Below are 23,416 nucleotides of genomic sequence, written 5' to 3' on the forward strand. Positions count from 1 at the left end.
GCCCGGCCCGTGGCCATTTCCCCGGGCTTGTCCACAGGCCAGGACGGCGGGGCGCGGGGGGCAGGTAGCCTTTCCTTCGTGCCCCGTCTGTCTGAAGTCATCGCCGCGCTCGACGCCCTCTGGCCGCCAGAGCGGGCCGAGTCGTGGGACGCCGTCGGGACCGTCTGCGGCGACCCCGACGCGGAGGTCGCACGCGTCCTCTTCGCCGTCGACCCCGTCCAGGAGATCGCCGACGAGGCGATCGCCCTCGGCGCCGACCTGCTCGTCACCCACCACCCGCTCTACCTGCGGGGTACGACGACGGTAGCGGCCGGCCACTTCAAGGGCCGCGTCGTGCACGAGCTCATCAAGCACGACATCGCCCTCCACGTCGCGCACACCAACGCCGACACCGCCGACCCGGGCGTCTCCGACGCCCTCGCCGGCGCGCTCGGCCTCCGGGTCACCGGCCCCCTCGTGCCCGAGAACAACCTCGGCCGGATCTGCGAGCTCGACCACCCCGAGACCCTCGCCGAGTTCGCGGCCCGCGCCGCGAAGCGGCTGCCCGCCACCGCGCAGGGCATCCGGGTCGCCGGCGACCCCGACATGATCCTGCGCCGTGTCGCCGTCAGCGGTGGCTCCGGCGACAGCCTCTTCGACGCCGTACGGGCCGCGGGCGTGGACGCCTTCCTCACCGCGGACCTGCGCCACCACCCGGTCTCCGAGGCCACCCAGCACGCGACCCGGTCGTCCGGGCCGCTGGGCCTGGTCGACGCCGCCCACTGGGCCACCGAATGGCCCTGGTGCGAGCAGGCCGCCGCCCAGCTCGACGAGATTTCCGACCGCCACGGCTGGGACCTCCGCGTCCACGTCTCGAAGACGGTCACCGACCCCTGGTCCTTCCACCACACCTCCCCTGGAGCCCCCAACTGAACGCCGCGCCCGCCGACCAGATCCGCCTCCTCGACGTCCAGGCCCTGGACGTACGACTCCAGCAGCTCGCCCACAAGCGGAAGTCGCTCCCCGAGCACGCCGAGATCGAGTCGCTGACCAAGGACCTCACGCAGCTGCGCGACCTGCTCGTCGCCGCGCAGACCGAGGAGAGCGACTGCGGCCGCGAGCAGACCAAGGCCGAGCAGGACGTCGACCAGGTCCGCCAGCGCGCCGCGCGCGACCAGCAGCGGCTCGACTCCGGCGCCGTGTCCTCCCCGAAGGACCTGGAGAACCTCCAGCGCGAGATCGTCTCCCTCGCCAAGCGCCAGGGCGACCTCGAGGAGATCGTCCTGGAGGTCATGGAGCGCCGCGAGTCCGCCCAGGAGCGCGTCTCCGAGCTGACCGGCCGGGTCTCGGCCGTCCAGGCCAAGGCCGACGACGCCACCGCCCGGCGCGACGCCGCCCAGGGCGAGCTGGACGCCGAGGCCGCCTCCGTCACCAAGGAGCGCGAGCTCATCGCGGGCTCGGTCCCGGACGACCTGCTCAAGCTGTACGACCGTCTGCGCGAGAAGCAGGGCGGCATCGGCGCGGCCCGGCTGCACCAGCGCCGCTGCGAGGGCTGCCGCCTGGAGCTCGACGTCACCGAGGTGAACGAGATCCGCGCCTCCGCGCCCGACAAGGTCGTCCGCTGCGAGAACTGCAGCCGGATTCTGGTCCGCACCTCGGAGTCCGGTCTGTAATGACGTCTTCGCGTGAGCTGATCGTCGAGGCGGACGGAGGCTCCCGGGGCAACCCGGGGCCGGCCGGTTACGGGGCCGTGGTCCTGGACCCCGTGACGGGCGAGACGCTCGCGGAGGCGGCCGAGTACATCGGCGTGGCGACGAACAACGTCGCCGAGTACAAGGGCCTGGTCGCCGGCCTCAGGGCGGCCCTGGCGCTCTTCCCCGATGCCACCGTCCACGTCCGCATGGACTCCAAGCTGGTCGTCGAGCAGATGTCCGGCCGCTGGAAGATCAAGCACCCGGACATGAAGCCGCTGGCGGCCGAGGCGGGGCGGGTCTTCCCGGCGGGCCGGGTCCGCTACGAGTGGATCCCGCGCGAGCTGAACAAGCACGCGGACCGGCTCGCCAACGAGGCGATGGACGCGGGCAAACAGGGCCGCCAGTGGGAGCCGTCCGGCTCGACGGCCGCGCTGGACGCGGTCGCCGCGCGCAACGCCGCGGCCCTGCCGCCGTCGGGCCCGCCCGGCGACGCCACCGCGGGCGCGGCCAAGGCGCGCGCGGCCCTGGCGACGGCCGCGGGAACGCCCGACGGCTCCGCCCGGTCGGACGGTGCGGGTGCGGGTGCGGGTGCGGGTGCGGGTGCGGCTGCGGAGCGGGGTACGGCTGCGGGTACGGGACCCGGCGCGGGCTCCGGCACCGGCGCCTGGCCGGAGGCCGCCGCACGCACGGCGACCGCGGACGCGGACGCCGGTCAGGACGAGGGCCTGTTCGCCGCGGCCGAGGCCGCCGCTGCCTCGGGGGACTTCGAGGCGGAGGCGGGCGCGTCGGCCCCGACGGGCCGGGCCGCGCGCGCCCACGCGCCGGCCGCTCCGGCTTCCACCGCCCCGGCTTCCATCGCTCCGGCTTCCACCGCTCCGGCTTCCACCGCCCCGCCCCAGGGCTGGACCGGGCCCGACATGGGGGCGCCCGCGACCTTCGTCCTGCTGCGGCACGGCGAGACCGCCCTCACGCCCGAGAAGCGGTTCTCGGGCAGCGGCGGCACCGACCCCGAGCTGTCGGCGGCCGGGCTGCGCCAGGCAGAGGCCGTCGCCGCCGCGCTCGCCGCGCGCGGCACGATCCAGGAGATCGTCAGCTCGCCCCTCACCCGCTGCCGTCAGACCGCGGCCGCCGTCGCCGCCCGCCTCGGGCTCGACGTCCGGGTCGAGCGCGGGCTGCGCGAGACCGACTTCGGGGCCTGGGAGGGCCTGACCTTCGGCGAGGTCCGCGAGCGGTACCCGGACGACCTCGACGCCTGGCTGGCCTCCCCGAAGGCCGCGCCGACCGGCGGGGGCGAGAGCTTCGCGGCCGTCGCCCGGCGCGTCGCCGCCACCCGGGACCGGCTGACCGCCGCCCACGCGGGCCGCACCGTCCTCCTCGTCACCCACGTCACCCCGATCAAGACCCTGGTCCGGCTCGCACTCGGTGCCCCGCCGGAGTCGCTGTTCCGGATGGAGCTCTCGGCGGCCTCGATCTCGGCGGTGGCGTACTACGCCGACGGCAACGCGTCCGTACGCCTCCTCAACGACACCTCGCACCTGCGCTGAAGCCGGTTCACCGGTCTCACCGGTCTCACCGGGCCACGGGCGTCCCGGCGGGGGCCCGGAGCGCCGCCGCGCCGCGGGCGAGGGCCTCGACGCGGGGCCAGTCGTGGGCTGCGAGGGCGTCGGGCGGCAGCATCCACGTACCGCCGACGCAGCCGACGTTCGGGAGGGACAGGTAGGCGGGGGCGGATGCGAGGGTGACGCCGCCCGTCGGGCAGAAGCGGGCCTGCGGGAGCGGGCCCGCCAGGGACTTCAGGTACGGGACCCCGCCCGCCGCCTCCGCCGGGAAGAACTTCATGTCCCGCACCCCGCGCTCGACCAGGGCCACCACCTCCGAGGCCGTCGAGACGCCCGGCAGGAAGGGCACGCCCGAATCCCGCATCGCGCCGAGGAGCCGCTCGGTCCATCCCGGGCTCACCAGGAACCGGGCCCCGGCGCCGACCGCGTCCGCGACGCCGGCTGCGGAGACGACCGTGCCCGCGCCGACGACCGCCTCCGGCACCTCGGCCGCGATCGCCCTGACGGCGTCGAGCGCCGCCGGGGTGCGGAGGGTGACCTCGATCAGCGGGAGGCCGCCGGCGACGAGGGCGCGGGCCATCGGGACGGCGTCGGCCGCCTCCTCGATCACCACCACGGGGATGACGGGGAGGGCGGGTCCGGGGGCAAGGTCGAGCACGCTCGTCATGGGCCTCATCGTGCCCAGGGCGAGCGTAAGGCGCAACGAGCGTTGCGCAGGGCGCAACAGGTTAGTGGATCTCGTCCACCAGGACGTCCAGCGCCCCCGCCTTGCCGCCTTCCTCCACCACGTACCCCAGATCCCGCAGGGCCGCCGTCAGCTCCGCCGGCGACGCGGGCTCCGCACCCGCCTCCAGGAGGCTCCGGACGATCCGGCCCTTCGTCGCCTTGTTGAAGTGGCTGACCACCTTCCGGGTCGGGGCGTGCAGCACCCGCACGGTCGCCGTCCGCGCCGCCACCTCGCCCTTCGGCTTCCACGCCGACGCGTACGCCGACGAGCGCAGGTCCAGGACCAGGCCGTCCCCGGCCGCCTCCGGCAGCACCGACGCCATCGCGCCCCGCCAGTGCGCGCCCAGAGCGCCGAGCCCCGGCAGCTTGACCCCCATCGAGCAGCGGTACGACGGAATCCGGTCCGTCACCTTCACCGCGCCCCACAGCCCCGAGAAGACGAGCAGGGACCGCCCCGCGCGCTTCCGGGCCGCGGCGTCCAGCGTCGCCAGACCCAGCGCGTCGTACAGGACACCCGTGTAGACCTCGCCCGCCGGGCGCGCGCCCGCCGTCCGGAGCTCGACGTTCTTCGCGACCTCGCCGCGCAGCCCCTCGCTCAGCCCGAGGACCTCACGCGCCTTCCCCTCGTCGGCGGCGCACAGCTCGACCAGCTCCTCCAGAACCGCGGCCCGCGCCTCCGCGAGCCCCGGCAGGGACAGCGACTCCGGCTTGAGCGGCGCCCCGCGCCCCGAGGAGGCCTTGCCTTCGGAGGGCGGCAACAGCACGAGCACGGTGGTTCTCCTTCGTCCGTACGGGGTGGGGGTGCGGTCCAGCCTACGAGGTGCCGCACCCCACCCCTCGCCATACGCTCGGTCCATGCCCCGCCGCCACATCCACGTGACCGGCGCAGCCGAGGCTCCGCTGCGGGCCGCCCTGCGCGCACTCCGTACCGAGCTCGCGATCCCCGCGGCCTTCCCGCCCGCGGTCCTCGCCGAGGCCGAGGCCGCCGCGAAGAACCCCAGGCTTCCCGCGTACGACGCCACCGACCTGCCGTTCCTCACGATCGACCCGCCCACCTCCACCGACCTCGACCAGGCCATGCACCTGGCCCGGCGGGCCGACGGCGGCTACCGCGTCCACTACGCCATCGCCGACGTCGCCGCCTTCGTCGCACCCGGCTCCGCGCTCGACGCCGAGGCCCACCGGCGGGTCCTCACCCTCTACTTCCCCGACGGCAAGGTCCCCCTCCACCCCACCGTCCTCTCCGAGGGCGCCGCCAGCCTCCTCCCCGGCGAACCCCGCCCCGCGCTCCTCTGGCGCATCGACCTCGACGCCGAGGGCCGCAGGGTCGCCACCGACGTCCGGCGCGCCCTCGTCCGCAGCCGCGCCAAGCTCGACTACGCGGGCGTGCAGCGGCAGATCGACGCCGGCACGGCCGAGGAGCCCCTCGCGCTCCTCCGCGAGATCGGACGGCTCCGCGAGGCCCTCGAAGCGGAGCGCGGCGGGATCTCCCTCAGCGTCCCCGAGCAGGAGATCGTCGAGAGCGACCACACGTACTCCCTCGCCTACCGGGCGCCGCTCCCCGCCGACGGCTGGAACGCCCAGATCTCGCTGCTCACCGGCATGGCCGCCGCCGACCTCATGACCGCCGCCGGCACCGGCATCCTCCGCACCCTGCCCACGGCCCCCGACGGTGCGGTCGCCCGGCTGCGCCGCTCCGCGCGGGCCCTCGGCGTCGACTGGCCGCACCACGTCTCGTACGCGGACGTCGTCCGCTCCGCCGACCCCGAGAACCCGCGCCACGCCGCCTTCCTCCAGGAGTGCACCACCCTCCTGCGCGGCGCCGGCTACACGGTCTTCACCGACGGCCACGTCCCCACCCCGGCCGTGCACGCCGCCGTCGCCGACGAGTACACCCACTGCACCGCGCCGCTGCGCCGGCTCGTCGACCGGTACGCGGGCGAGCTGTGCGTGGCGGCGGTAGCCGGGAACGAACCGCCCGAGTGGGTCCGGGCCGCGCTCCCCCTCCTCCCCGACGAGATGGCGGCGGGCACGCGCCGCGCCAACACCGTCGAGCGCGAGAGCGTCGACATCGTCGAGGCGGCGCTCCTGAAGGAGCGGGTCGGCGAGGTCTTCGACGCGTACGTGATCGACGTGAAGGAACGCGAACCGGCCGTGGGCACCGTCCACCTGGAGGACCCGGCGGTCGTCGCCCGGATCGTCGGCGGCACCTCCCACCTGCCGCTGGGGGAGTGGCTGCGGGTCAGGCTCGCGGAGGCGGACCCGGGCTCGGCGAAGGTGCTGTTCGCGCCCGCGTGAGCGCGTCGGCCAAGGCGTCGGCCAGCGCCTTCGGGTCGTCGGCGTGGACGCGGACGATCCGTACGGGCCGGGGCCCGCCGAGCAGCCGGGGCGCGTCGACCGGCTCGGTCAGCTCGATCGTCAGGGAGGTCTGCGAGCCGACCGCGAGGTTCAGCTCGCCCTCGGTCTTCTCGTGCGAGAACAGCGACTCGCGGCGGACGGACGCGATCAGGCCGAGCGGTACGCGGACGTCGACGTGGGCCGCCTGCCGCAGGCGCAGGACGTCACCGGTCAGGACGTGCGGGCGGGTCACGGAGGCCGCGTGCAGGCCGAGGACGAAGAGCACGGTGTAGACGTCGAGGACGAAGACGATCGCGTGGACGACGGGCCAGCCGGCGAGCAGGTACGACACGCCGACGGTCTCGACGAGGCAGACGAAGGCGAAGCCGTACATGAGCGCGGCCTGGTCACGGGCGTGCGGGAAGACCCCGTCCGCGCCGGCGACCCCGTGCGGCCGCCGCGCGACCCACCGCACCAGGCTCGTCATCAGCCGCAGCTCGTGCCCGACGAGCCGCAGCACGGCCTCGGGGACGAGCTCGGCGACGGCCTCCCGGGCGGAGAGCCCGCGCCGGCGCAAGCCGAGGAAGACGAGCCCGGTGACCGTCAGGAGGGTGAGGGTCACCACCTCGGTGACGGCGAGGACGGCTCCAGGTATCCGCACCCCGGCGACGAGGCAGACCGCGAGGACGACCTCGGCGGGCAGCGCCGCGTACGCCACGAGCCGCAGGACGCGCAGGACGGGACGGAGCCGGTCGTCGGAGCCGTTCACCGGTCCTCCTCCTGCCGCTGCCGCTGCCGTTCCTGTACGAGCCGCATCGCGAGGCGGACGGCAGCGGACTGGGCGGGCGCGAGGTCGCCGAAGAAGGCGTCCGCGAGCCGGTTCGTCCCCTCGGCGGGCAGCTCCCCGCCCACCTCGTCGGGCAGACAGGCGGCAAGCACCCCGGCGGCCTCGGCCACCCGCGGATCGTCCGGCTCCGCCCCGGCGAGGGCGTCGAACCGCGCGTACACCTCGTGCGCGTACTCCGCCGTCCCGTGCAGCAGCCCCATCAGCCGGGCCCGCTCCTCCTCCGGGACGACGGTGTCGAGCAGCGCGAGGATCTCGCGGTCCTTCGCCGCCATCGGCGAGTCGGGCGCCGGGCCGAGCCCCGCCAGGAGCTCGCCGAGCTCCTCCGACACGGGCCCCTCGGCCGGCAGCAGCCCGCCCCGCGCCCGGTCCAGCAGCGCATTGAGCCGCTCCCGCCGCTCCCGGATGACGGCCTCCTGCCGGGCGAGGTCCTCCTCCAGCTCCCGCAGCACCTCCACGAGCCCCCTCCCCTCGTCGTCCGCGAGCACGCCCCGCACCTCGTCGAGCCCGAGCCCCAGCTCGGTCAGCCGCCGGATCCGCGCGAGCAGCACGGCGTCCCGGATCCCGTACTCCCGGTACCCGTTGGCCCGCCGCGCGGGCTCGGGCAGCAGCCCGGACTGGTGGTAGTGCCGCACGGCCCGCGGGGTGACCCCCACGAGCGCGGCGATCTCGCCGATACGCATGGCCCCAGTAGAAACCCTGACGCTGCGACAAGGTCAAGCGCGCTCCGGAGCGGTTCGTGGATCATGTGCCACGATCGAGGGAACGACCCCGATCCGACGGACGGCAGGTGCCTTGATGTCCGAGCCTGACGGCATGACTGCCATGCCGCATGAATCGCTCACGCAGGCGGACGTCCTGCTGGAGGGCTTCCTGGCGCTGGACACGCCGGAGGGCTTCCGCGCGGAGTTGATCGAGGGGGAGATCGTCGTGACACCGCCGCCGGACGGGGACCACGAGAAGTACATCAGCCGGGTTCTCAGGCAGGTGATCAGGCGGTCCGTCGTCGACATGGACGTCTCGGGCAACAAGGGGCTGAAGTCGCCGAGCGCCGTGGAGCGGCCGAGGAACCACGTCATCCCGGACCTCACGTTCGCTCCGGCCGATTCCGATCTGTTCGCGGGCGCCGACTCCTGGATGCCCGTCGACGGCGTGGCCATGGTCCTGGAGGTCACCTCCAGCCGGCCGAACGCCGATCGAGAGGCCAAGCGCCGCTGCTACGCCCGGGGCGGCATCCCGCTCTACCTGCTGGTCGATCGGGACACGTCCACGGTGACGCTCTTCACCGACCCGGAAAGCGGCGACTACCGCGAACTCCACGCCGTGCCCTTCGGCAAACCCCTTCCCCTCCCCGACCCCTTCGGCTTCGAACTGGAGACGGCCGACTTCCTCTGAAACGGCGGGTAGCATGGTCGGCACGGCAGACGAGCCGGGCGGGCGGCCGCGTGGAGATCCTCGGATCTTCCCGAGGAACGTCCGGGCTCCACAGAGCAGGGTGGTGGCTAACGGCCACCCGGGGTGACCCGCGGGACAGTGCCACAGAAAACAGACCGCCGGGGACCTCGGTCCTCGGTAAGGGTGAAACGGTGGTGTAAGAGACCACCAGCGCCTGAGGTGACTCAGGCGGCTAGGTAAACCCCACTCGGAGCAAGGTCAAGAGGGGACACTCCGGTGTCCCTGCGCGGATGTTCGAGGGCTGCTCGCCCGAGTCCGCGGGTAGACCGCAGGAGGCCGGCGGCAACGCCGGTCCTAGATGGATGGCCGTCGCCCCGACGACCGCGAGGTCCCGGGGCACAGAACCCGGCGTACAGCCCGACTCGTCTGTCGGCCCACGTAGGGAGGGCCCCCGGCCAGGTTTTTGACCTGGTCGGGGGCCCTTTCGTGGGGGTCTTCGGCGGGAACCGGCGGATCCGCTTCAGAATCCCTCCAGCGCTGCGCTATCGCCCCGCGCGACCTTCTTCACCACAGCAGTCGACGCTGAAGCGCTGCGAAGAAGGAGAGGGTTCCCGCGATGGTCTCCATCGACGCACCGCCGCCCACCCCCGTCGTCCTCATGCTGCCGGGGCAGGGCTCGCAGTACCCGGGCATGGGCCATGGCCTCTACGGCACCGAGGCCGTCTTCACCCGGGTCGTCGACGAGGTCCTGGAGCTCCTCGGGGCCGAGGGGCGTCGGGTGCGGGACGACTGGCTGGCCGAGCGGCCCCTCGTCGACCTCGACGACGTCACCCGCGCCCAGCCCCTGATCTTCGCCCTCGACATCGCCTACGGCGCCCTCCTCTTCTCCTGGGGCGTCCGGCCCGCCGCGCTCGTCGGGCACAGCGCCGGCGAGTACGCGGCCGCCGTTCTCGCCGGGATCATGAAGCTGCCCGACGCGGTGGCCGCGCTCGACGCCCGCGTACGGGCGCTCGCCGCCGCCCCGCGCGGCGGGATGGCCTCGGTGGCCGCCAGTCCGGCGATGCTCACCCCCTGGCTCACCTCGCAGGTCGTCGTCGGCGCGGTCAACGCGCCCCTGCAGACGATGATCGCCGGACCCGAGCCCCAGCTGACCGCCGTCACCGACGCCCTGACCGCCGGGTCGGTGACCTGGATGCGGGCCAAGGCCACCACCGGCTTCCACAGCCCGTCCGTCGAGGCGGCCTGCGCGAGCACCCGGCCCGCGTACGAGCGGATCGACTTCAAGGCGCCGAGGACCGTCGTGGTCTCCGGTTACACCGCGCGGCCGCTCGCCGAACCGCAGCTGAGCGACCCGGACTTCTGGGCGATGCAGCCCGCCAGGACCGTCCTCTTCCACGCGGCGCTCACCCATCTCCTCGACGGCGCCGGGCCCGTCGGCGGCGGACCCTTCCTCCTCGTCGAGGCGGGCCCCGGGGAGGGCCTCTCCCTGATCGCCCGCCGCCACCAGGCCGTCACCCGGAACGGATCGGCTGTGGTGCCCCTCTCCCCGGTACGGGCGGGTGCGCAGCTCGATGCCGGGCAACTGGCTGTCGTGGCAGGGAAGCTGCGGGACCGCGGACATCGGCTCGGCCGCCGGGCCCCCGCCCCCGTGGAGCCCGCAGGCCCCGGAGGCCCCGAGGGCGCCACCGCCCCTTCCGCACGGCAGCGAGAGGACCAGAGATGGACAGCGAGAGCGGGCGCCGCGTAGTCCTCGTCCCCGGAAGGAAGAGCTCCTTGACCACCACCGACGGCCCGGCCGTCCACGTCATCCGCCACGAGACGGCCGTCGCGGCCCCGCCCGAGGCGGTCTTCGCCCTGGTGGCTGACGTGACCCGGTGGCCCCAGGTCTTCGGGTCCACCGTGTACGCCGAGGTGACCCGGGACGACGGCACCGAACAGGCCCTGCGCAGCTGGGCCTTCGTCGACCGTGAGGTCCGCTCCTGCGCCTCCCGGCGGACCCTGGACCGGACCGCGCGCACGATCGCCTTCCGTCAGGACGCCCCGACGGCGCCGCTGGCCGCGATGGGCGGCGAATGGCGCGTGGAGGCCGGTCCGGCGGACGGCTGCCGGGTGGTCCTGCTGCACGACTACTCCGTCCTGGACGACGAGCCCGGGACCGTCGAGCGGGTGGCCGCGGCGGTCGAGGCCACCGGTGCGACGGAGCTCGACGCCCTGCGCACCACCGCCGAGCAGGCCGCCGCCGCGGGCGGCGACGGGGGCGAGCTGACCTTCACCTTCAGCGACGGCGGGCGGATCCAGGGCTCCGCTCGCGACGTGTACGCGTTCCTCGACCGCGCCGACCTGTGGCCCGGGCGGCTGCCGCACGTCGCCGTCACCCGCCTGACCGAGCAGGAAGGGGGCGTCCAGGTCCTCGACATGGACACCCGCGGCCCCGACGGCTCCCTCCACAACTCCCGTGCCGTCCGCGTGAGCTTCCCCGAGCGCGGACTGCTCGTCCACAAGCAGCTGAAGGTGCCGACGCTCATGGCCTGCCACACCGGGCGCTGGACCGTCGTCCAGCACGGGGAGGAGGTCACGGCCACCTCCTGGCACACCGTGACCCTGGATCCGGCCGGCGTCCGGCAGGTCCTCGGCGAGGCCGCGACGCTCGCCGACGCCCGGTCCCTGGTGCGCCACGCCCTCGGGACGAACAGCTCCACCCTGCTCCGGTACGCCAGGGCGCACGCCGAAGCCGCCAGGGCGTGAAGCGATGGGCACCCCGGGGCTCCGTACGCGCCGGCCGTGCCGTACACGCCGAACGCGCCGCACGGGATGTGAGGGCATCCCGTACGGCGCGTACGCGCGTGGAGGCGGCCGGCCGGCCGCGCGGTCAGCGGCCCCGGGGCACCGAGCGCCAGGAACCGGCCGCCTGCGAGGTGTGCGACCTGCTCCAGCGCGCCGTGCGGTCGGTCCTGGCGCTCGCCGCGCGGGGCGGCTCGCGGTGCAGCGTCGCCAGCAGGGCGGCGGTCACGGCGGCGACCTCCTCCGGGGTGGGGTTGCCGCTCAGGATCCGCAGGGGGCGGGCCGGCGTGGCGGTGGAGTCCGCGGTGTGCGGCGGCAGCGGGAACGGGGTCGAGGTGACGGTCATGGCGATGGCCTCCTGCGGGGAGGGGCGGACCCCTCGGGCGGATTCACGATGGGTGGGCGGTAAGGCGGTAGGGCGGTGTGCGGGGCGGGCGGCCCCGCGAGGTGTGCGCGGTCGGGCGGGACTGCGGGTGTACGCGGTCGGGTGCGACGGCGGGTGTACGGGGTGGGCCGGGCGGCCTCCGGGGCCTGTCCGGCTCCGGAAACGGGCAACGGCAACGGCGCGGGCACTGGCAGCGGCACGGGCACTGGCAACGGCGCCGGCGCCGGCCGGGGGCTCAGCGGGCGGCGAGGTCCTCCAGGCCTCCGGCGAAGGCCTCCGGCGAGGGCAGGGCGGCCATCGCCGAGCGCAGCCGCTGGGCGGTCGCCAGGGCCCGGCCGCCGTAGAGGAGGTCGGCGAGATGGCGGCGCAGCCGCAGCGAACTCCCGGTCTCCCGGGGGGCCTCGGCGGTCACGAGCCGGCGCCCGGCGCCGATCCGGTCCAGCCGGTCGCCCGCCGGGCGGCTGTCGGCGAGCACCAGCTGCGTGACGCCGTGGGCCGCGGCCTCCAGGGTCACGTCGGGGCCGCCCTCGTGGGCGACGGCCACACAGGTCGACAGGACCGGGCCGAGCAGGTCCGGATCCGCGAACCGGAGCGGGGAGCCGGGCCCGCCGAGGAAGCCCAGGGCGCCGACCACCCTGGCCCGTTCGGCGGTGGGGAGGAGGACGATCACCTCGACGTCGAGGCCGAGCGCGGCGCGGGCGACGAGGAGCAGCCGCTCGGGCGTCCAGCTCTCCGGCGAGCCGGCCGGGCCGGGACGCAGACACACCCGCAGCAGGTGGTGCGGCTCGCGCAGCTCGTACGGCAACTGTCCGGCGTGGGAGGTGGGCTGGCGTACGGACAGGGCGTCCGGCTCGGTGCCGGGGCCGGGCCCGCCGCGCAGCCCCGGCGGGCAGGGGTCGATGCGGACCGGCGCCGGTCCGTCGGAGCTCCGGTGGTCGAGCGGCGTCCATCGCACGACCCGCCCGTCGGGGAACGCCGCGCGGGCGCCGTCCTCCGGTGCGCCGTCCTCGGCGGACACCACCAGGTCGGGGTGCCAGCCGGGTGCGGGCGAGGACGTGCCGCGCAGCGCCGAGGAGAGCGGGGTGCCGGGCGGCCCGGCGGTGCGGACCTCGTGACCGGCGGCCGCGCAGGCCTCTGCGGCGGCCGTCATCGCGAGCAGATGCGAGACGGATTGCCGCGCGGTGAACAGGACGCGCATGGGTTCCCCTTCCGGCCGCGCAGTGCGCTTGATGCGCACGCTCATGCCGACCAGGGGACCCCCAGGCGGTCCAGCCTCGTTAGGGGGACGGTGGAGCCGGTACGTCAGGCGTGGTGAGAGGCCTGTCCGGCGAGCTCCCGGAGCTCCTGGCCGAGGCGCAGGAGGTCGGGTGAGGGGAGCAGTCCGAAGCGCTCGTCGAGGCGCGCCGTCACCGTCTCGTACACGCTGAGGGCTCCCGACACCCGGCCGGAGCGGGCCAGCGCGGTCATCAGGAGTCCGTGCAGCGCCTCGTGGTGGGGGTGCTCCTCGACCAGCGCGGACAGCTCGGGCAGCAGGCGCTCCCCGGCGCCGAGCCGCAACTCGGCGGTCAGGCACCGCTCCAGCACGTCCGTGCGGCTCTGCTCCAGGCGCATCGCCTCCAGGCCGAGGGCGGGGCCGCCCTGGACGCCGTCGAGCGCGCGTCCCTTCCAGAGGGCGAGGGCCTCCCGGAGCCGGGCGGCGGCGGTCGCGTCGTCACCGGTCTCGAAGGCCGACTGCCCCTGGGCGCACAGCCGGTCGTAGGCGTGGACGTCCACCGCGCCCTCGCCGGCGAGGAGCGCGTAACTCCCGTGCCGCGTCACGAGGACGTCCCGGCCGGCGCGCGGGTCGTCGAGCGCCTGGCCGATGAGGGTGCGGAGCTGGAGCACGTACGTCTGGACCGTCATGTGCGCCTTGGGGGAGGCCTCCGCCCCCCACACCTCGTCGACGACGGCGGAGACCGGCACGGCCTGGCCCGCGTGGAGGGCGAGCAGCGCCAGGATGCGGCGGGGCTTCCCGGCGCTCGGGGCGATCGGTACGCCGGCGAGGGCAGCGGAGAACGGACCCAGCATGTCGATCTTCAATCGATGCCTCCTCCTGGTCGTGGATTCCACCGTCGCACGCCCCCGTGACGGTGGACCAGTGAGGCCGGAACGAGTCGGGCGTGAACCGCTCCCGGTCGGACCGTGACGAATTCACGGTCCGAGTCCACGACGTGTCCCGGCCCGGATCACGGACCGTGCGGGGGGCTCACAGCCAGCCGGAGGTCTGGGCGATGCGGATGGCGTCCACGCGGTTGCGGGCACCCAGCTTGTAGACCACCGCGGTGAGGTAGTTCCGGACGGTGCCGGACGAGAGGTACAGCGCGGCGGCGATCTCGTCGACGTCGTCGCCGTCGGCCGCGAGCCGCAGGACGTCCGCCTCGCGCGGGGTCAGCGGGGACTCGGCGGCGCCGAGCGCGGCGAGCATGAGCTGCGGGTCGAAGACGCGCTCGCCCTTGGCGATGGCTCGGATCGCCTCGGCGAGCCGGCCGGGCTCCGCGTCCTTCAGGAGGAAGCCGTGCACCTGCGCGTCCAGGGCCCGGCGCAGGTTTCCGGGCCTGCCCAGGCTGGTGAGGATCAGCACCCGGGCCGCGGCGCCCCGCCGGTGCAGGTCCTCGGCCGCCGCGATGCCGTCGACACCGGGCAGCTCGATGTCGAGGATCGCGACGTCCGGCTGCAGTTCCTCGACGCGCGCCACGATCTCGCTGCCGGTCTCCAGCTCGGCGACGACCTCGATGTCGGGCTCCAGGGAAATCAGTTCCACCAGAGCACGGCGCAGCATGCGCATGTCCTCGGCGATCAGAATTCTGATCAAGCTTCGTTCCACCCCCCGTGGACTGGCGTTGACTCTGCCGACTCTGTCGACGGGGATGGAGCGTACTGGCTATTTTTCATCGCCGCGCGGGGGTGGGACGGCTGGATTCGTCCGAAGATCGAGGCGGCCGCTCCACGGCCGCCTCGATCGTCATCGACGGTTCACTCGTTCGTCAGGACGTACTGGCGAGTAGCCGGGCCCGGTGCGGCTCAGAGGAACAGCGGGACCGGGTTCAGCTGCTCGTACGGAGTCGGTACGGCCAGCCTGCCGAGGCTCACGGGCACGTCGAAGAGCCGGCCGGGCGCGAAGCGGTCCCAGAAGTGGCGCATGCCGGGCACGATCACCTTGACCACCGGGAGCCCGACGTCGGGCCGGGTCTGGTCGAGGACGAGCAGTTCCATGCCGCGCTCGCGGACCGCCGCGCCGATCGCGGCGACGTCGTCGCGGAGGTCGGCGCGCGGTGCGTACGCGAAGTCGGCGGGGCCGCGCAGCGGGGCCCCGGGGTCCGGCAGCAGGTAGGGGTGGGCCGCGGTGGTGGCCGTCCGCCACCAGCTCAGCAGCCGCTCGTCCTGGCAGCCGTAGCCGGTGCCGTCGGCCCGGACCTCGGCGACGGACGGCATCATCTGGTTCGCCTCGGCGAGCGCGCGGCACAGCGCGACCTTCGGGTCGAAGTGGGCGCCGAAGCCGAACAGGATGTCCTCGGCGGGCTTGTCGGTGCGCCGGGTGACGGCGGCGAAGGTCGGAACGCCGAAGTCGGCGGTGACGTCGAGGACCCACACCTCGCGGCCGAGCGAGGCGTGCAGCGCCCGCATCCGGTCGATCCAGGGCTCGTCGAAGGCGTCGAGGTCGACCGCGGGGTGCCGGGTGCGGTTGTACCACCAGAGGGCGACCGCGTCCCGCTCGACCAGCTCCAGGAAGCCCTGGACGATCGCGTCCTCCCGGCTGCTGCCGGCGGCGTTGCCGTTCGAGTCGGCCCGGACGTGGCCGAGGCCGGGCGGGCGCGGGGCGTCGAAGTAGAGCAGCGCGGTGGGCAGCAGCCGGTGTTCGCCGTGGGTCAGGCTCCAGACCGGCGTCCAGTCGACGGGCGCGTCCTCGTCGAAGGGCTCCATGCCCTGGCGGGGGTCGTACAGCTGGCAGGCGGCCGGGTGGACGGCCCGGTCCGCGACCTCGCGAAAGCTCGCCCGGACGGTCGGCTCGTCGCCCTCGTACATCCCGGAGTGCCGCTCCAGGGACTCGCACAGGGCGCCGACCCGGGCGTCGAGCTCGGTCATGCCCTTGCCGCCGCTCTCGCTGCGCAGCTGGGAGGCGGGACCGGTCAGACCGCGCGGTCCCCGGGCGTGGTTGTGCCCGGCGCGGAAGGAGTTGAGGCCGGCGGGGCCGCGGGTGTCGCGCTGCACGGCCTTGACGACGCCGGTGATGGGGCTGATGAGGTGCTCGTACCGCCGCAGGGTCTGCTCGGCCGTGGCGGAGCGGTGGCCCGAGCCGGTGAGATCGGCCTTGGGGCGGGATTCCACGGTGACGGGGGAGAGGACCCGGCGCGTCACCAGGCCCGGATCGCCGCACCCCGGGCACTGCGGGCGGGCCCGCAGCGCGTGCACCCGGGTCGTGAGGCTGAAGGTGTCGAAGGTGAGGACGCCGTCCTGGCCGGGATGGCGGTGCCCGCCCAGCCACTTGACACACTCGGCGACGGCGAGCTGATTGCCGAGGAGGAGACTCGCCGGCGTCTCGGCCGGCGGATGAGCGACCGGCCGGCCGAGCGCGCGGCTCAGATGGGTCTCGGCGCCGCGGTGGCCCGAGATCCGGTGGGACAGGCACTGCCAGCAGGGGCCGTCGTCGGGCCGGAACAGCGGGCCGATCCAGGGGGTGGTGCCGTGCGGTTTCGCGAGCAGCCAGGGCGTGCCGGCCGCGCGGTGCTCCGCGTCGACCTCGGCGAGCTCGGGGTCGAGGTAGTTGTCGCAGACGACGAGGGTGAGCTGGGCGGGGACACGGCCGCCGATGCCGTCCCCGCCCTGCCCGCCGTCCGTGCCTGCGCGGTCGTACGTGGCGTCCGTGCCGTCCGTGAGGAGCAGGCCGGACGCGGTGCAGGCCTGTTCGGCGGACCGGGAGTCGGCGCCGCCGACCGCCCGGACCCGCACGGCCGAGAGGGATAACGGGCCCGGCGCGCCGGCCAGTTCCCAGTAGGCGGCGGCCGCCGCCGCCGTGGGGTTCGCGGGCACCGGGTCGCGGGTCAGGAGGTCGGCCTCGTTGAGGCGGCCGACCGCCAGGGCCACGTCCCGTGGCGAGCAGTGGGGAGAGGCGTCGGCGACGAGGGACCGGAAGTCCCTGGTGCCGTCGAGGAGCGGAGCGACGACCGCGACCCGCGCGTCGTCGAAGGCGGTGATGCCCCGTTCGGAGATGACGTACGTCGCTTCACCGGGCACCACTTCGGCCCGCAGATGCTCCTTGAACCCCATGCGCATGCGTGTGCCCCTCCCCTTACGTGTCGGACGTACGGATTCAGTGAGCGGTGGAGGGCAGCGGAGCCAGGGCGGCGGCGGGGATGGCGCGGATGCAGAGGGTGAGGAGGGTGGTGCCGTCGGGGGCTATCGCGGCGTACTCCTCCGTGACGGCGCCGAGTCCGGTGGTGGCCGGGATGACCGGAGCGGTGGCGCCCTCCTCGAGGTCGATGCCGGACTCCTTCAGCACGGCGTCCGGGTCGCTCGCGTAGCGGGCGGCGAAGGCCGGGTCCACGAAGGTGTGGAGCATGAGCTCGGCGAAGGCCAGCTCCTGCTCGATCGAGCCGATCTCAAGGGCCGTGGCGACAGACTGGTTCATGGCAACTCCCGTGATGTCAGCGGTTGGTGAGGGCCGTGTGAGGCTCGATAGGAGTAGACGAAACTTCGCGACTTCTCCACAAGTGATCGCTTCACCCTCACCGACATGAGATTTTCACCACGGTGACAAATCACTTCTGTTGGCGGATCCGACCGCCATTCGGACATCCGGACGACCATAATCCGGGCACGCAGCGACATGAAGCGGATCCGTGTGGTTATGATCCGGCCATGGGTGGCCCCGGGGGAGGGGCCGACAGGGGGGCTGGATCCGATGACAGCACAGGGCACCTCTCGCCTGAGACTCACCGCGCTGCGGCCATGTGCCACAGAACGGGCCAGTGGCAAAAGGGAGTTGTCGGCCATCAGTTCAGCCGCTCCCGCGCCTCGGATCGCCAATGTCCTGGTCGTGGTGGTCTTCCTCGGCTATTTGCTGATGCAGGCGGTCAATGTCCTCGAAGCCGCTCCGGGGACGTCGGAGCTGGCCGCCTGCCTCGCCATTCCGCCGGTGCTCGCCGCCCTCCAGTACGTGCACTTCGCACCGCATCTCGCGCTGCTCAGACAGCGGCTCCACCCCTGGTCCCTGATCCTCCAGGCGATCGTCACCTTCGTGCCGTTCGCCCTCTTCGGGTGGCACTGGGGAGGCATGGCGGGCTTCCTTGCCGGATCGTTCCTGCTCCGGCTGTCGCCGGCCCTGGGCTGGGTGCTCTACGGCCTCACCGTGGTCGGCGTCATGGCCATCTCGACGACCGAACAGCTACGGCCCGTCGACATCGCCTACATGGGCGTCTCGACCGCCCTCACCGGCCTGGTCCTGTACTCCATGGCCCGGCTCGCGATGCTGGCCACCGCCATCCACGACTCGCGCGGCGAGCTCGCCCGCATGGCCGTCGCCCGGGAGCGGCTCCGCTTCGCCCGGGACCTGCACGACCTGCTCGGCTACAGCCTCTCCTCCATCACGCTGAAGAACGAGCTGATCCAGCGGCTGATCGTCAGCAACCCCCAGCGCGCCTGCGAGGAGGTCACCGAGGTCCTCGTCATCTCGCGGCAGGCCCTGGCCGACGTCCGCGAAGTGGCGCGCGGCTACCGGGACATGTCGCTCCTCGTCGAGGCCGAGTCCGCCGGGTCGGTGCTGAAGGCGGCCGGCATCAGGGCCGAGATCGAGGTGGAGTGCACGGGGCTCTCATCGATCGCGAACACGATCCTGGCGACCGTCCTGCGGGAGGGCGTCACCAACGTCCTCCGGCACAGCCAGCCCCGGAACTGCTCCGTCACGGCGGGCGCGGACCCCGAGCGCACGGGGTTCTGCCGGCTGGAGATCGTCAACGACGGGGTGGGCCAGCGGGGGCTCGTCGTCTCCGACAGCACCGGCACGGGGCTCACCAACCTGGCGGCGCGGGCCGCCGCCGTGGGCGGCCGGCTGCGCAGCGGGGTGGACCCCGAGGGCACCACCTTCCGGCTCGTGGTCGCCGTTCCGGCCGACGCGGCCGCCGTGAAGGACGGTTTAGCCCTTCTGACGGAGGATCCCCGGACGGCCTGCGCCGACGAGCCCGCGGCGGCCGAGCGGCCCACCCTGGAGTCCCGACGCAGCGCCTGACCGGGGAGCGGGCGTCAGACGCCCTTCAACTGCCGGGCCAGGCCCCTCTCCAGCTCGCTGAGCGGTACGTCGACGCAGAGCCGCTCCGGATGTCCGGGCGGCGGGCCGGGCGGGGTGCCGAGCCTCCTGGCCGGTCTGCCGGCCGTCCCGCCCGTCGTCCTCCTCGCGGGGGTCCTGGCCGCGGCGGGGCGGGTGACCCGGTCTTCGGCCCGGTCACCGGCGGGGTTCCCGGTCGAGTCCCGGTGCGGGCCGGTGGGCGGGGTCCGGCCGGTGGGCGGGGTCGGGGCGGTGGCGACGGCCGTGGCCGTCGTGCCGGACCCGGACCCGGTCTCCGGGCCCTGCTCCTCGGTCCGGGGGCCGTGCTCCGCGGTCTCGCCGGCCTCTCCGTACAGGATCCGCCGCAACTGGTCCTCGGGCAGGGGCAGCCAGAGGGCTCCGAAGGCCACCAGGGCCCGGTAGCAGCCCCGGGCCACCCGTACCACGTGCCGCAGGGCGTGGTTCAGCACTCCGTGCACCGCTCGACCTCCGTCTCCGTCCGTGGGCGGCGGCCGGGGCCGGGGGAACCCTCGGGCCGCCGCCACCCCCGGAGCGTCGTCCGCACCGCTCACGTCCGGCTCGAACGCGGGTGGAACGGCGTCGGGACCCCCGCTTCAGAGGGAGTGCCCGGAGGCTCCGACGAGATTCGAGCGGGCGGTGTCAGCATGCTCCCCAGGTTGTCCTGCCGTGAGCCGACCGGACACCTCACACCGGCCGCCGTCAGGGCGACGCCAGGCCGTGGCCGCCGAGAGGAGCGAGGGATGGCCGTGCGCGACATCCGTCGGGGGCCGGTGCCCGCGAGCGGTCCCGACCCGGTCTGGTGGAGCGGCGGATCGGACCCGGAAAGGCCGCTGGTGCTCGTCGTCGGCGGGGCGCTGGGCGGCGGCCCGGAGTGCACCCGGCTCCTGTGCCGGCTCGTGGCCCACGGCCACGCGGTGGTCGCCGCGCGCCTGCCCCGGCCCGTGCCGTGCGCCGAGTGCACGGCGGCTTCCGTCTCCCGGCTGATCGACCGCCACGCCCGCACGGCCGACACCCGGCGCGCCCGCGTGATCGGCTTCGACCTCGGCGGACGCCAGGCGCTCGCCGCCGCCGCGACCGACCACCGGATCGCCTCCGTCCACCTCGTCGGCACCCCGGTCTCCCGTCTCTTCGAGGAACCGGACCGGATCCTCGACCTGCCCCCGGCGACGGTCGACGCGCTGGTGTCCGCGACCGGGGCGGCGGGCGGTGAGCAACTCCCGTACCTCCTGAAGGGCCTGGCGCTGCTCCCCGAGCAGCTGTACGAGATCCGGGGCCAGGTGTGGGTCGGGCACGCCCCCGACGACCCGCTCACCGCGCCGCAGGACCTCGCCCTGCTGAAGCTGACCCTGGAGCGCTCGGTGTTCCACGCCTTCGGCGCGACCGGGGGGACGACGCCGCGCGGCGGGGCCGTGCACCGCTGGCTGGTCGACGGGGTGCGGAGAGCGGGTGCGCCGCCGGTGCGCTGACACCTCGTACGCCGTACCCCCCGGGGCCACGGCACGGGTCGACTCACGGTCAAGGCTGTCTCCAGCGTCTTTCGACATGGTGCGAGGGATTGTCCGCCGATGCCCCCTCTGACGCCCTGGGGTGACCATGTACGAACCCGATGAACTGATCGCCGCCGCACTCGGTGCCGATCCGCAGTGGCAGCCCGACCGGCTGACGCGTGCCCGCTCCCGCCTGGCCGAGATCGAAGACGGTCTCGGCGACCCCTGGAGCCCTGACAACCCCGTCGGCCTCGCCGCCGTCCTCGCCGCCGACGACTCGGGGGACAGCTCCGTCATCGGCATCCGACGGTTCCAGAACCTCGGCATGCCGGCCGAGATGGTGCCGGCGGAGCTCGGCGGCAAGATGGCCGGTGTCGACCTGCTCGGCCTCGTCATGCGGCCCTTCTTCCGCCGCGACCCGGCCCTCGCCTTCAGCCACGGCTTCACGCCCTTCCTCGGCGCGCAGATGGTGTGGCTCAACGGGGACGCGCGCCAGCGCTCCCGGATGGCCAACGTCGTCCTGCGCGGCGGCATGGTGGGCGTGGCCTGCCAGCGCTTCGAGCACGAGAGCGAGTTCCACGCCCAGGAGTTCACCGCCGCCTGGGCCGAGGACGGCATGCTCCGCCTCAACGGCAGCAAGGGCGCCATCAACAACGCCCACACCGCCGAGCTGATCGTCGGCTTCGTCTCCACCGGCGACGGCGCCACCGACTACTCGATCCTCATGTTCGACCCGGCCTCGGTGCCGCCCTCGCGGGTGCGCGCGCTGCCCCGGCACCGTACGACCGGGGTCCGCGGGGTCCAGGCCGCCGGCCTCGAGTTCCTCGACTGCCCGCTGCCCGGCGAGTCCCTCGTCGGCACCTGGGGCGACGGCGTGGCGCTCAGCCTGCGTGCCTACCCGGCCGTGCACGCGGCCTTCCCCTCGATGGCCATCGGCCTCGCCGACACCGCCCTGCGCTCCGCCGTCCGCGCCGCCCAGGAGCGCGACTACGGCAGCCAGGGCGTGGTGGGCGACGCCTCGGCGCGCTCCGCGATCGCCGGTACGTTCGCGGACCTGCTGATCGCGGACTGCCTGTCCCTGACGGCCGCCCGCTCCACGCACCTGCTGCCCGAGCAGTGCGACGTCCTCGCGGCGGTCACCAAGTACATCGTCCCGAAGATCGTCGGCGAGGCGCTCTACGACCTGTCGGCCGTGATGGGCGACGCGTTCCACGCGGAGAGCGGGCACGACGCCGTCTTCCGCAAGCAGCTGCGCGACCTCTCGACCATCACCTTCGGGCACGTCAGCAGCGCGATCTGCCAGTCCGTCATCGCGCCCTACCTGCCCGCCCTCGCCTTCGTCGACCCGGACGCCGCCACCACCCCCGCCGACCTCTTCCGGCTGGAGGTGCCGCTGCCGCCGCTCGACGGCGAGCGGCTCTCCGGCTTCGGCGGCGACGACCGACTCCTCGACTACCTCGGGCACGCCGCCGGGCGGCTGCCCCTCGCGCTCACCGGCCTCCCGCACGCCGACCTGCTCACCGGCCTCGTGGCCGGACTGTGCGAGGAGGCCGCCGAGATCCGCCGGGAGGCCGCCGCGCTCACCGGCGACGACGACGGGCTGCTCTTCGACACGCGCACCTTCCCGCTCAGCGAGCGGTACGCGCTGCTGCTCGCCGCCTCGGCCTGCGTCGGCGTCTGGCTCAACGCGGGCGTCGGTCCCGACGAGTTCCTCGACGAACCGACCTGGCTCGTCCTCGCCCTGCACCGGCTGCTGCGCCGCATCGGCCGTTCCGTACCCCCGCTGCCCCGCGAGATCGAGGCCCTCACCTGCGAGGAGGTCCTGGCGCGGGTCCGCGTCCCGCAGAGCCTCGACCTGCTGCGCACCGGACTCGCGGGATGAGCGCAGCAGCGCCCGACCGGGGCTTCGCGCCCGCGCCCGGCCGGGTCTTCCCGCCCGAGCCGAGCCGTGTCGGCGGCCCGGCCGGGCCGTGGGCACACCTGCTGCGTGATCTGGAGAGCTCCGGCTTCGGCATGGTGCACGCCTCGCTCGACGAGTGGCGCGCCCAACTGCCGCCCGAGGACGAGCGCAAGGAGCTCCTCGGGCGTGACTGGGAGCGGTACAGCAAGCTCGCGGGCGTCCATCTGAGGGAACGGTTCCTCGCCACCCGCATGCTCATCCGGCACACCGCCGCGGTCGCCCTGGGCACGGAACCGTACGCCCTGGAGCTGCGCTACGGGCTCAACGGCCGCGTCCACCTCCGGGGCTACGACCAGATCGACGTCAGCCTCAGCCACACCGCCGACCTGCTCCTCTGCGGCATCACCTCCCTCGGCGTCGTCGGCATCGACACCGAGCCGGCCGGCCGCCGCCTCAGCGGCCAGGACGTCGAGCGGCTGATGTGCACCGAACCGGAACGCAAGAGGATCGCCCGCGCCCCCGAGGAGGAGCGCAACGGGCAACTCCTCAGCCTGTGGACGCTGAAGGAGGCCTACAGCAAGGCGCTGGGGCAGGGACTGCGCTTCCCCTTCGCCGAGTTCGGCTTCCGCATGGAGGAGGGCGAGGGAGGCCGTACGGGCCACGCACGGCTCGAACGCGCCGACGGGACGCTCGTCGAGGACCACACCTGGCGGTTCGCCACCTGCGAGGTACCCGGGGGCCACGTAGCCGCCGTCGCCCTCCAGGACACCCGGCGCTCCGGCCGGCCCGACACCCGGGCCAGCACCGCCCTGAACCGCCAGATCCTGGCCGCCATCAAGCGGTCCAGGCCCGCCTGACCTGGATCTACCTGCACTCAAGGGGCCGTCGAGTCACCCCCGCCAAGGTAGAGGAGCCGGTGGGGCCCCCTCGGGATCCGAGGAGGTTTCACACCGCAGGCGCCCGGGACGGGGCAGAAGGCCACAAGCTCGCTGCCCCGCCCCCGATCGCGCC

At 74.2% G+C, this 23,416-nt stretch carries 22 protein-coding genes and 1 other RNA gene; 12 read left to right on the plus strand and 11 right to left on the minus strand.

Annotation, left to right across the window (positions count from 1 at the left end; genetic code table 11):
* Positions 1 to 78: 78 nt before the first annotated feature.
* Genes IE124_RS03440 through IE124_RS03450 form a run of 3 tightly spaced genes read left to right on the plus strand, consistent with a single transcriptional unit; the run spans position 79 to position 3,217 of the window.
* The gene (locus IE124_RS03440; RefSeq protein WP_189504583.1) at positions 79 to 912 is read left to right on the plus strand and encodes a Nif3-like dinuclear metal center hexameric protein; all 834 of its coding nucleotides are present in this window, start codon (positions 79 to 81) and stop codon (positions 910 to 912) included.
* Positions 909 to 1,652, plus strand: a complete 744-nt coding sequence (locus tag IE124_RS03445) for a zinc ribbon domain-containing protein (RefSeq protein ID WP_189504793.1) — start codon at positions 909 to 911, stop codon at positions 1,650 to 1,652. Before IE124_RS03440 ends, IE124_RS03445 begins: the two co-directional genes overlap by 4 nt.
* Positions 1,652 to 3,217 carry a bifunctional RNase H/acid phosphatase gene (locus IE124_RS03450; RefSeq protein WP_189504585.1) on the plus strand — a complete coding sequence of 522 codons (1,566 nt, stop codon included), beginning with the start codon at positions 1,652 to 1,654 and terminating at the stop codon, positions 3,215 to 3,217. The genes IE124_RS03445 and IE124_RS03450 overlap by 1 nt, the downstream gene beginning before the upstream one ends.
* 25 nt (positions 3,218 to 3,242) lie before the next feature.
* On the opposite strand, the gene eda is transcribed toward IE124_RS03450, so the two are convergent.
* A complete protein-coding gene (gene eda, locus IE124_RS03455) occupies positions 3,243 to 3,899 on the minus strand; it encodes a bifunctional 4-hydroxy-2-oxoglutarate aldolase/2-dehydro-3-deoxy-phosphogluconate aldolase (protein WP_189504587.1) in 657 nt (218 codons plus the stop codon).
* Positions 3,900 to 3,960: 61 nt separating this feature from the next.
* Positions 3,961 to 4,728, minus strand: a complete 768-nt coding sequence (yaaA, locus tag IE124_RS03460; protein ID WP_189504588.1) for a peroxide stress protein YaaA — start codon at positions 4,726 to 4,728, stop codon at positions 3,961 to 3,963.
* A gap of 85 nt (positions 4,729 to 4,813) precedes the next feature.
* Between yaaA and IE124_RS03465 the strand changes: the two genes are divergently transcribed.
* A complete protein-coding gene (locus tag IE124_RS03465; protein WP_189504590.1) occupies positions 4,814 to 6,256 on the plus strand; it encodes an RNB domain-containing ribonuclease in 1,443 nt (480 codons plus the stop codon).
* Here the strand turns inward: IE124_RS03465 and IE124_RS03470 are convergent.
* On the minus strand, positions 6,201 to 7,064 hold the full coding sequence (locus tag IE124_RS03470; RefSeq protein ID WP_189504592.1) for a hypothetical protein: 864 nt from the start codon (positions 7,062 to 7,064) through the stop codon (positions 6,201 to 6,203). The genes IE124_RS03465 and IE124_RS03470 overlap by 56 nt on opposite strands.
* Positions 7,061 to 7,822: a MerR family transcriptional regulator gene (locus IE124_RS03475; RefSeq protein WP_189504594.1), complete on the minus strand. Its 762-nt coding sequence runs from the start codon at positions 7,820 to 7,822 to the stop codon at positions 7,061 to 7,063. Before IE124_RS03475 ends, IE124_RS03470 begins: the two co-directional genes overlap by 4 nt.
* Positions 7,823 to 7,955: 133 nt before the next feature.
* Between IE124_RS03475 and IE124_RS03480 the strand changes: the two genes are divergently transcribed.
* The 4 genes from IE124_RS03480 (at position 7,956) to IE124_RS03495 (ending at position 11,279) form a co-directional block, all read left to right on the plus strand.
* Positions 7,956 to 8,534, plus strand: a complete 579-nt coding sequence (locus IE124_RS03480) for a Uma2 family endonuclease (protein ID WP_189504597.1) — start codon at positions 7,956 to 7,958, stop codon at positions 8,532 to 8,534.
* A gap of 30 nt (positions 8,535 to 8,564) precedes the next feature.
* Positions 8,565 to 8,963, plus strand: an RNA gene (rnpB, locus tag IE124_RS03485) — RNase P RNA component class A.
* 187 nt (positions 8,964 to 9,150) lie between these two features.
* Positions 9,151 to 10,281 carry an acyltransferase domain-containing protein gene (locus tag IE124_RS03490; protein WP_189504599.1) on the plus strand — a complete coding sequence of 377 codons (1,131 nt, stop codon included), beginning with the start codon at positions 9,151 to 9,153 and terminating at the stop codon, positions 10,279 to 10,281.
* A 26-nt stretch (positions 10,282 to 10,307) separates the two neighbouring features.
* On the plus strand, positions 10,308 to 11,279 hold the full coding sequence (locus tag IE124_RS03495; RefSeq protein ID WP_229832076.1) for an aromatase/cyclase: 972 nt from the start codon (positions 10,308 to 10,310) through the stop codon (positions 11,277 to 11,279).
* Positions 11,280 to 11,403: 124 nt separating this feature from the next.
* Here IE124_RS03495 and IE124_RS03500 read toward each other — a convergent pair whose 3' ends face one another.
* From IE124_RS03500 to IE124_RS03525, 6 genes are all read right to left on the minus strand, one after another.
* Entirely contained in the window at positions 11,404 to 11,661 is a 258-nt protein-coding gene (locus IE124_RS03500) for an acyl-CoA carboxylase epsilon subunit (protein WP_189504604.1), read from the minus strand.
* A 274-nt stretch (positions 11,662 to 11,935) separates the two neighbouring features.
* A complete protein-coding gene (locus IE124_RS03505) occupies positions 11,936 to 12,898 on the minus strand; it encodes a nucleotide disphospho-sugar-binding domain-containing protein (RefSeq protein ID WP_189504605.1) in 963 nt (320 codons plus the stop codon).
* A 104-nt stretch (positions 12,899 to 13,002) separates the two neighbouring features.
* Positions 13,003 to 13,779 carry an AfsR/SARP family transcriptional regulator gene (locus IE124_RS03510; RefSeq protein WP_189504607.1) on the minus strand — a complete coding sequence of 259 codons (777 nt, stop codon included), beginning with the start codon at positions 13,777 to 13,779 and terminating at the stop codon, positions 13,003 to 13,005.
* A gap of 166 nt (positions 13,780 to 13,945) precedes the next feature.
* Positions 13,946 to 14,551, minus strand: a complete 606-nt coding sequence (locus IE124_RS03515; RefSeq protein ID WP_189504609.1) for a response regulator transcription factor — start codon at positions 14,549 to 14,551, stop codon at positions 13,946 to 13,948.
* Positions 14,552 to 14,760: 209 nt separating this feature from the next.
* Positions 14,761 to 17,010: a TOMM precursor leader peptide-binding protein gene (locus IE124_RS03520; RefSeq protein WP_189504611.1), complete on the minus strand. Its 2,250-nt coding sequence runs from the start codon at positions 17,008 to 17,010 to the stop codon at positions 14,761 to 14,763.
* A gap of 37 nt (positions 17,011 to 17,047) precedes the next feature.
* Positions 17,048 to 17,365: a hypothetical protein gene (locus IE124_RS03525; protein WP_189504614.1), complete on the minus strand. Its 318-nt coding sequence runs from the start codon at positions 17,363 to 17,365 to the stop codon at positions 17,048 to 17,050.
* Positions 17,366 to 17,719: 354 nt separating this feature from the next.
* Between IE124_RS03525 and IE124_RS03530 the strand changes: the two genes are divergently transcribed.
* Positions 17,720 to 18,961: a histidine kinase gene (locus IE124_RS03530; protein ID WP_189504616.1), complete on the plus strand. Its 1,242-nt coding sequence runs from the start codon at positions 17,720 to 17,722 to the stop codon at positions 18,959 to 18,961.
* A gap of 14 nt (positions 18,962 to 18,975) precedes the next feature.
* Here the strand turns inward: IE124_RS03530 and IE124_RS03535 are convergent, their stop codons facing one another.
* Positions 18,976 to 19,476: a DUF6059 family protein gene (locus IE124_RS03535; protein WP_189504618.1), complete on the minus strand. Its 501-nt coding sequence runs from the start codon at positions 19,474 to 19,476 to the stop codon at positions 18,976 to 18,978.
* Positions 19,477 to 19,758: 282 nt separating this feature from the next.
* Between IE124_RS03535 and IE124_RS03540 the strand changes: the two genes are divergently transcribed.
* The 3 genes from IE124_RS03540 (at position 19,759) to IE124_RS03550 (ending at position 23,262) form a co-directional block, all read left to right on the plus strand.
* Entirely contained in the window at positions 19,759 to 20,484 is a 726-nt protein-coding gene (locus tag IE124_RS03540; RefSeq protein WP_189504620.1) for an alpha/beta fold hydrolase, read from the plus strand.
* Between the two features lie 127 nt (positions 20,485 to 20,611).
* The gene (locus IE124_RS03545) at positions 20,612 to 22,387 is read left to right on the plus strand and encodes an acyl-CoA dehydrogenase family protein (protein ID WP_189504622.1); all 1,776 of its coding nucleotides are present in this window, start codon (positions 20,612 to 20,614) and stop codon (positions 22,385 to 22,387) included.
* Positions 22,384 to 23,262 (plus strand): 4'-phosphopantetheinyl transferase family protein, encoded by an 879-nt coding sequence (locus tag IE124_RS03550; RefSeq protein WP_189504624.1) that lies wholly within the window; start codon positions 22,384 to 22,386, stop codon positions 23,260 to 23,262. Before IE124_RS03545 ends, IE124_RS03550 begins: the two co-directional genes overlap by 4 nt.
* The last annotated feature ends 154 nt before the right edge of the window (positions 23,263 to 23,416 follow it).

This window comes from Streptomyces narbonensis, from assembly GCF_014649015.1.
Lineage (GTDB): Bacteria > Actinomycetota > Actinomycetes > Streptomycetales > Streptomycetaceae > Streptomyces > Streptomyces narbonensis.

Bases quoted from the DNA above. Each gene is read 5' to 3' on its own strand.
- IE124_RS03450 (WP_189504585.1), top strand. From the start codon at position 1,652: ATGACGTCTTCGCGTGAGCTGATCGTCGAGGCGGACGGAGGCTCCCGG.
- eda (WP_189504587.1), bottom strand. From the start codon at position 3,899: ATGACGAGCGTGCTCGACCTTGCCCCCGGACCCGCCCTCCCCGTCATC.
- IE124_RS03465 (WP_189504590.1), top strand. From the start codon at position 4,814: ATGCCCCGCCGCCACATCCACGTGACCGGCGCAGCCGAGGCTCCGCTG.
- IE124_RS03475 (WP_189504594.1), bottom strand. From the start codon at position 7,822: ATGCGTATCGGCGAGATCGCCGCGCTCGTGGGGGTCACCCCGCGGGCC.
- IE124_RS03480 (WP_189504597.1), top strand. From the start codon at position 7,956: ATGACTGCCATGCCGCATGAATCGCTCACGCAGGCGGACGTCCTGCTG.
- IE124_RS03490 (WP_189504599.1), top strand. From the start codon at position 9,151: ATGGTCTCCATCGACGCACCGCCGCCCACCCCCGTCGTCCTCATGCTG.
- IE124_RS03500 (WP_189504604.1), bottom strand. From the start codon at position 11,661: ATGACCGTCACCTCGACCCCGTTCCCGCTGCCGCCGCACACCGCGGAC.
- IE124_RS03505 (WP_189504605.1), bottom strand. From the start codon at position 12,898: ATGCGCGTCCTGTTCACCGCGCGGCAATCCGTCTCGCATCTGCTCGCG.
- IE124_RS03520 (WP_189504611.1), bottom strand. From the start codon at position 17,010: ATGCGCATGGGGTTCAAGGAGCATCTGCGGGCCGAAGTGGTGCCCGGT.
- IE124_RS03525 (WP_189504614.1), bottom strand. From the start codon at position 17,365: ATGAACCAGTCTGTCGCCACGGCCCTTGAGATCGGCTCGATCGAGCAG.
- IE124_RS03540 (WP_189504620.1), top strand. From the start codon at position 19,759: ATGGCCGTGCGCGACATCCGTCGGGGGCCGGTGCCCGCGAGCGGTCCC.
- IE124_RS03545 (WP_189504622.1), top strand. From the start codon at position 20,612: ATGTACGAACCCGATGAACTGATCGCCGCCGCACTCGGTGCCGATCCG.
- IE124_RS03550 (WP_189504624.1), top strand. From the start codon at position 22,384: ATGAGCGCAGCAGCGCCCGACCGGGGCTTCGCGCCCGCGCCCGGCCGG.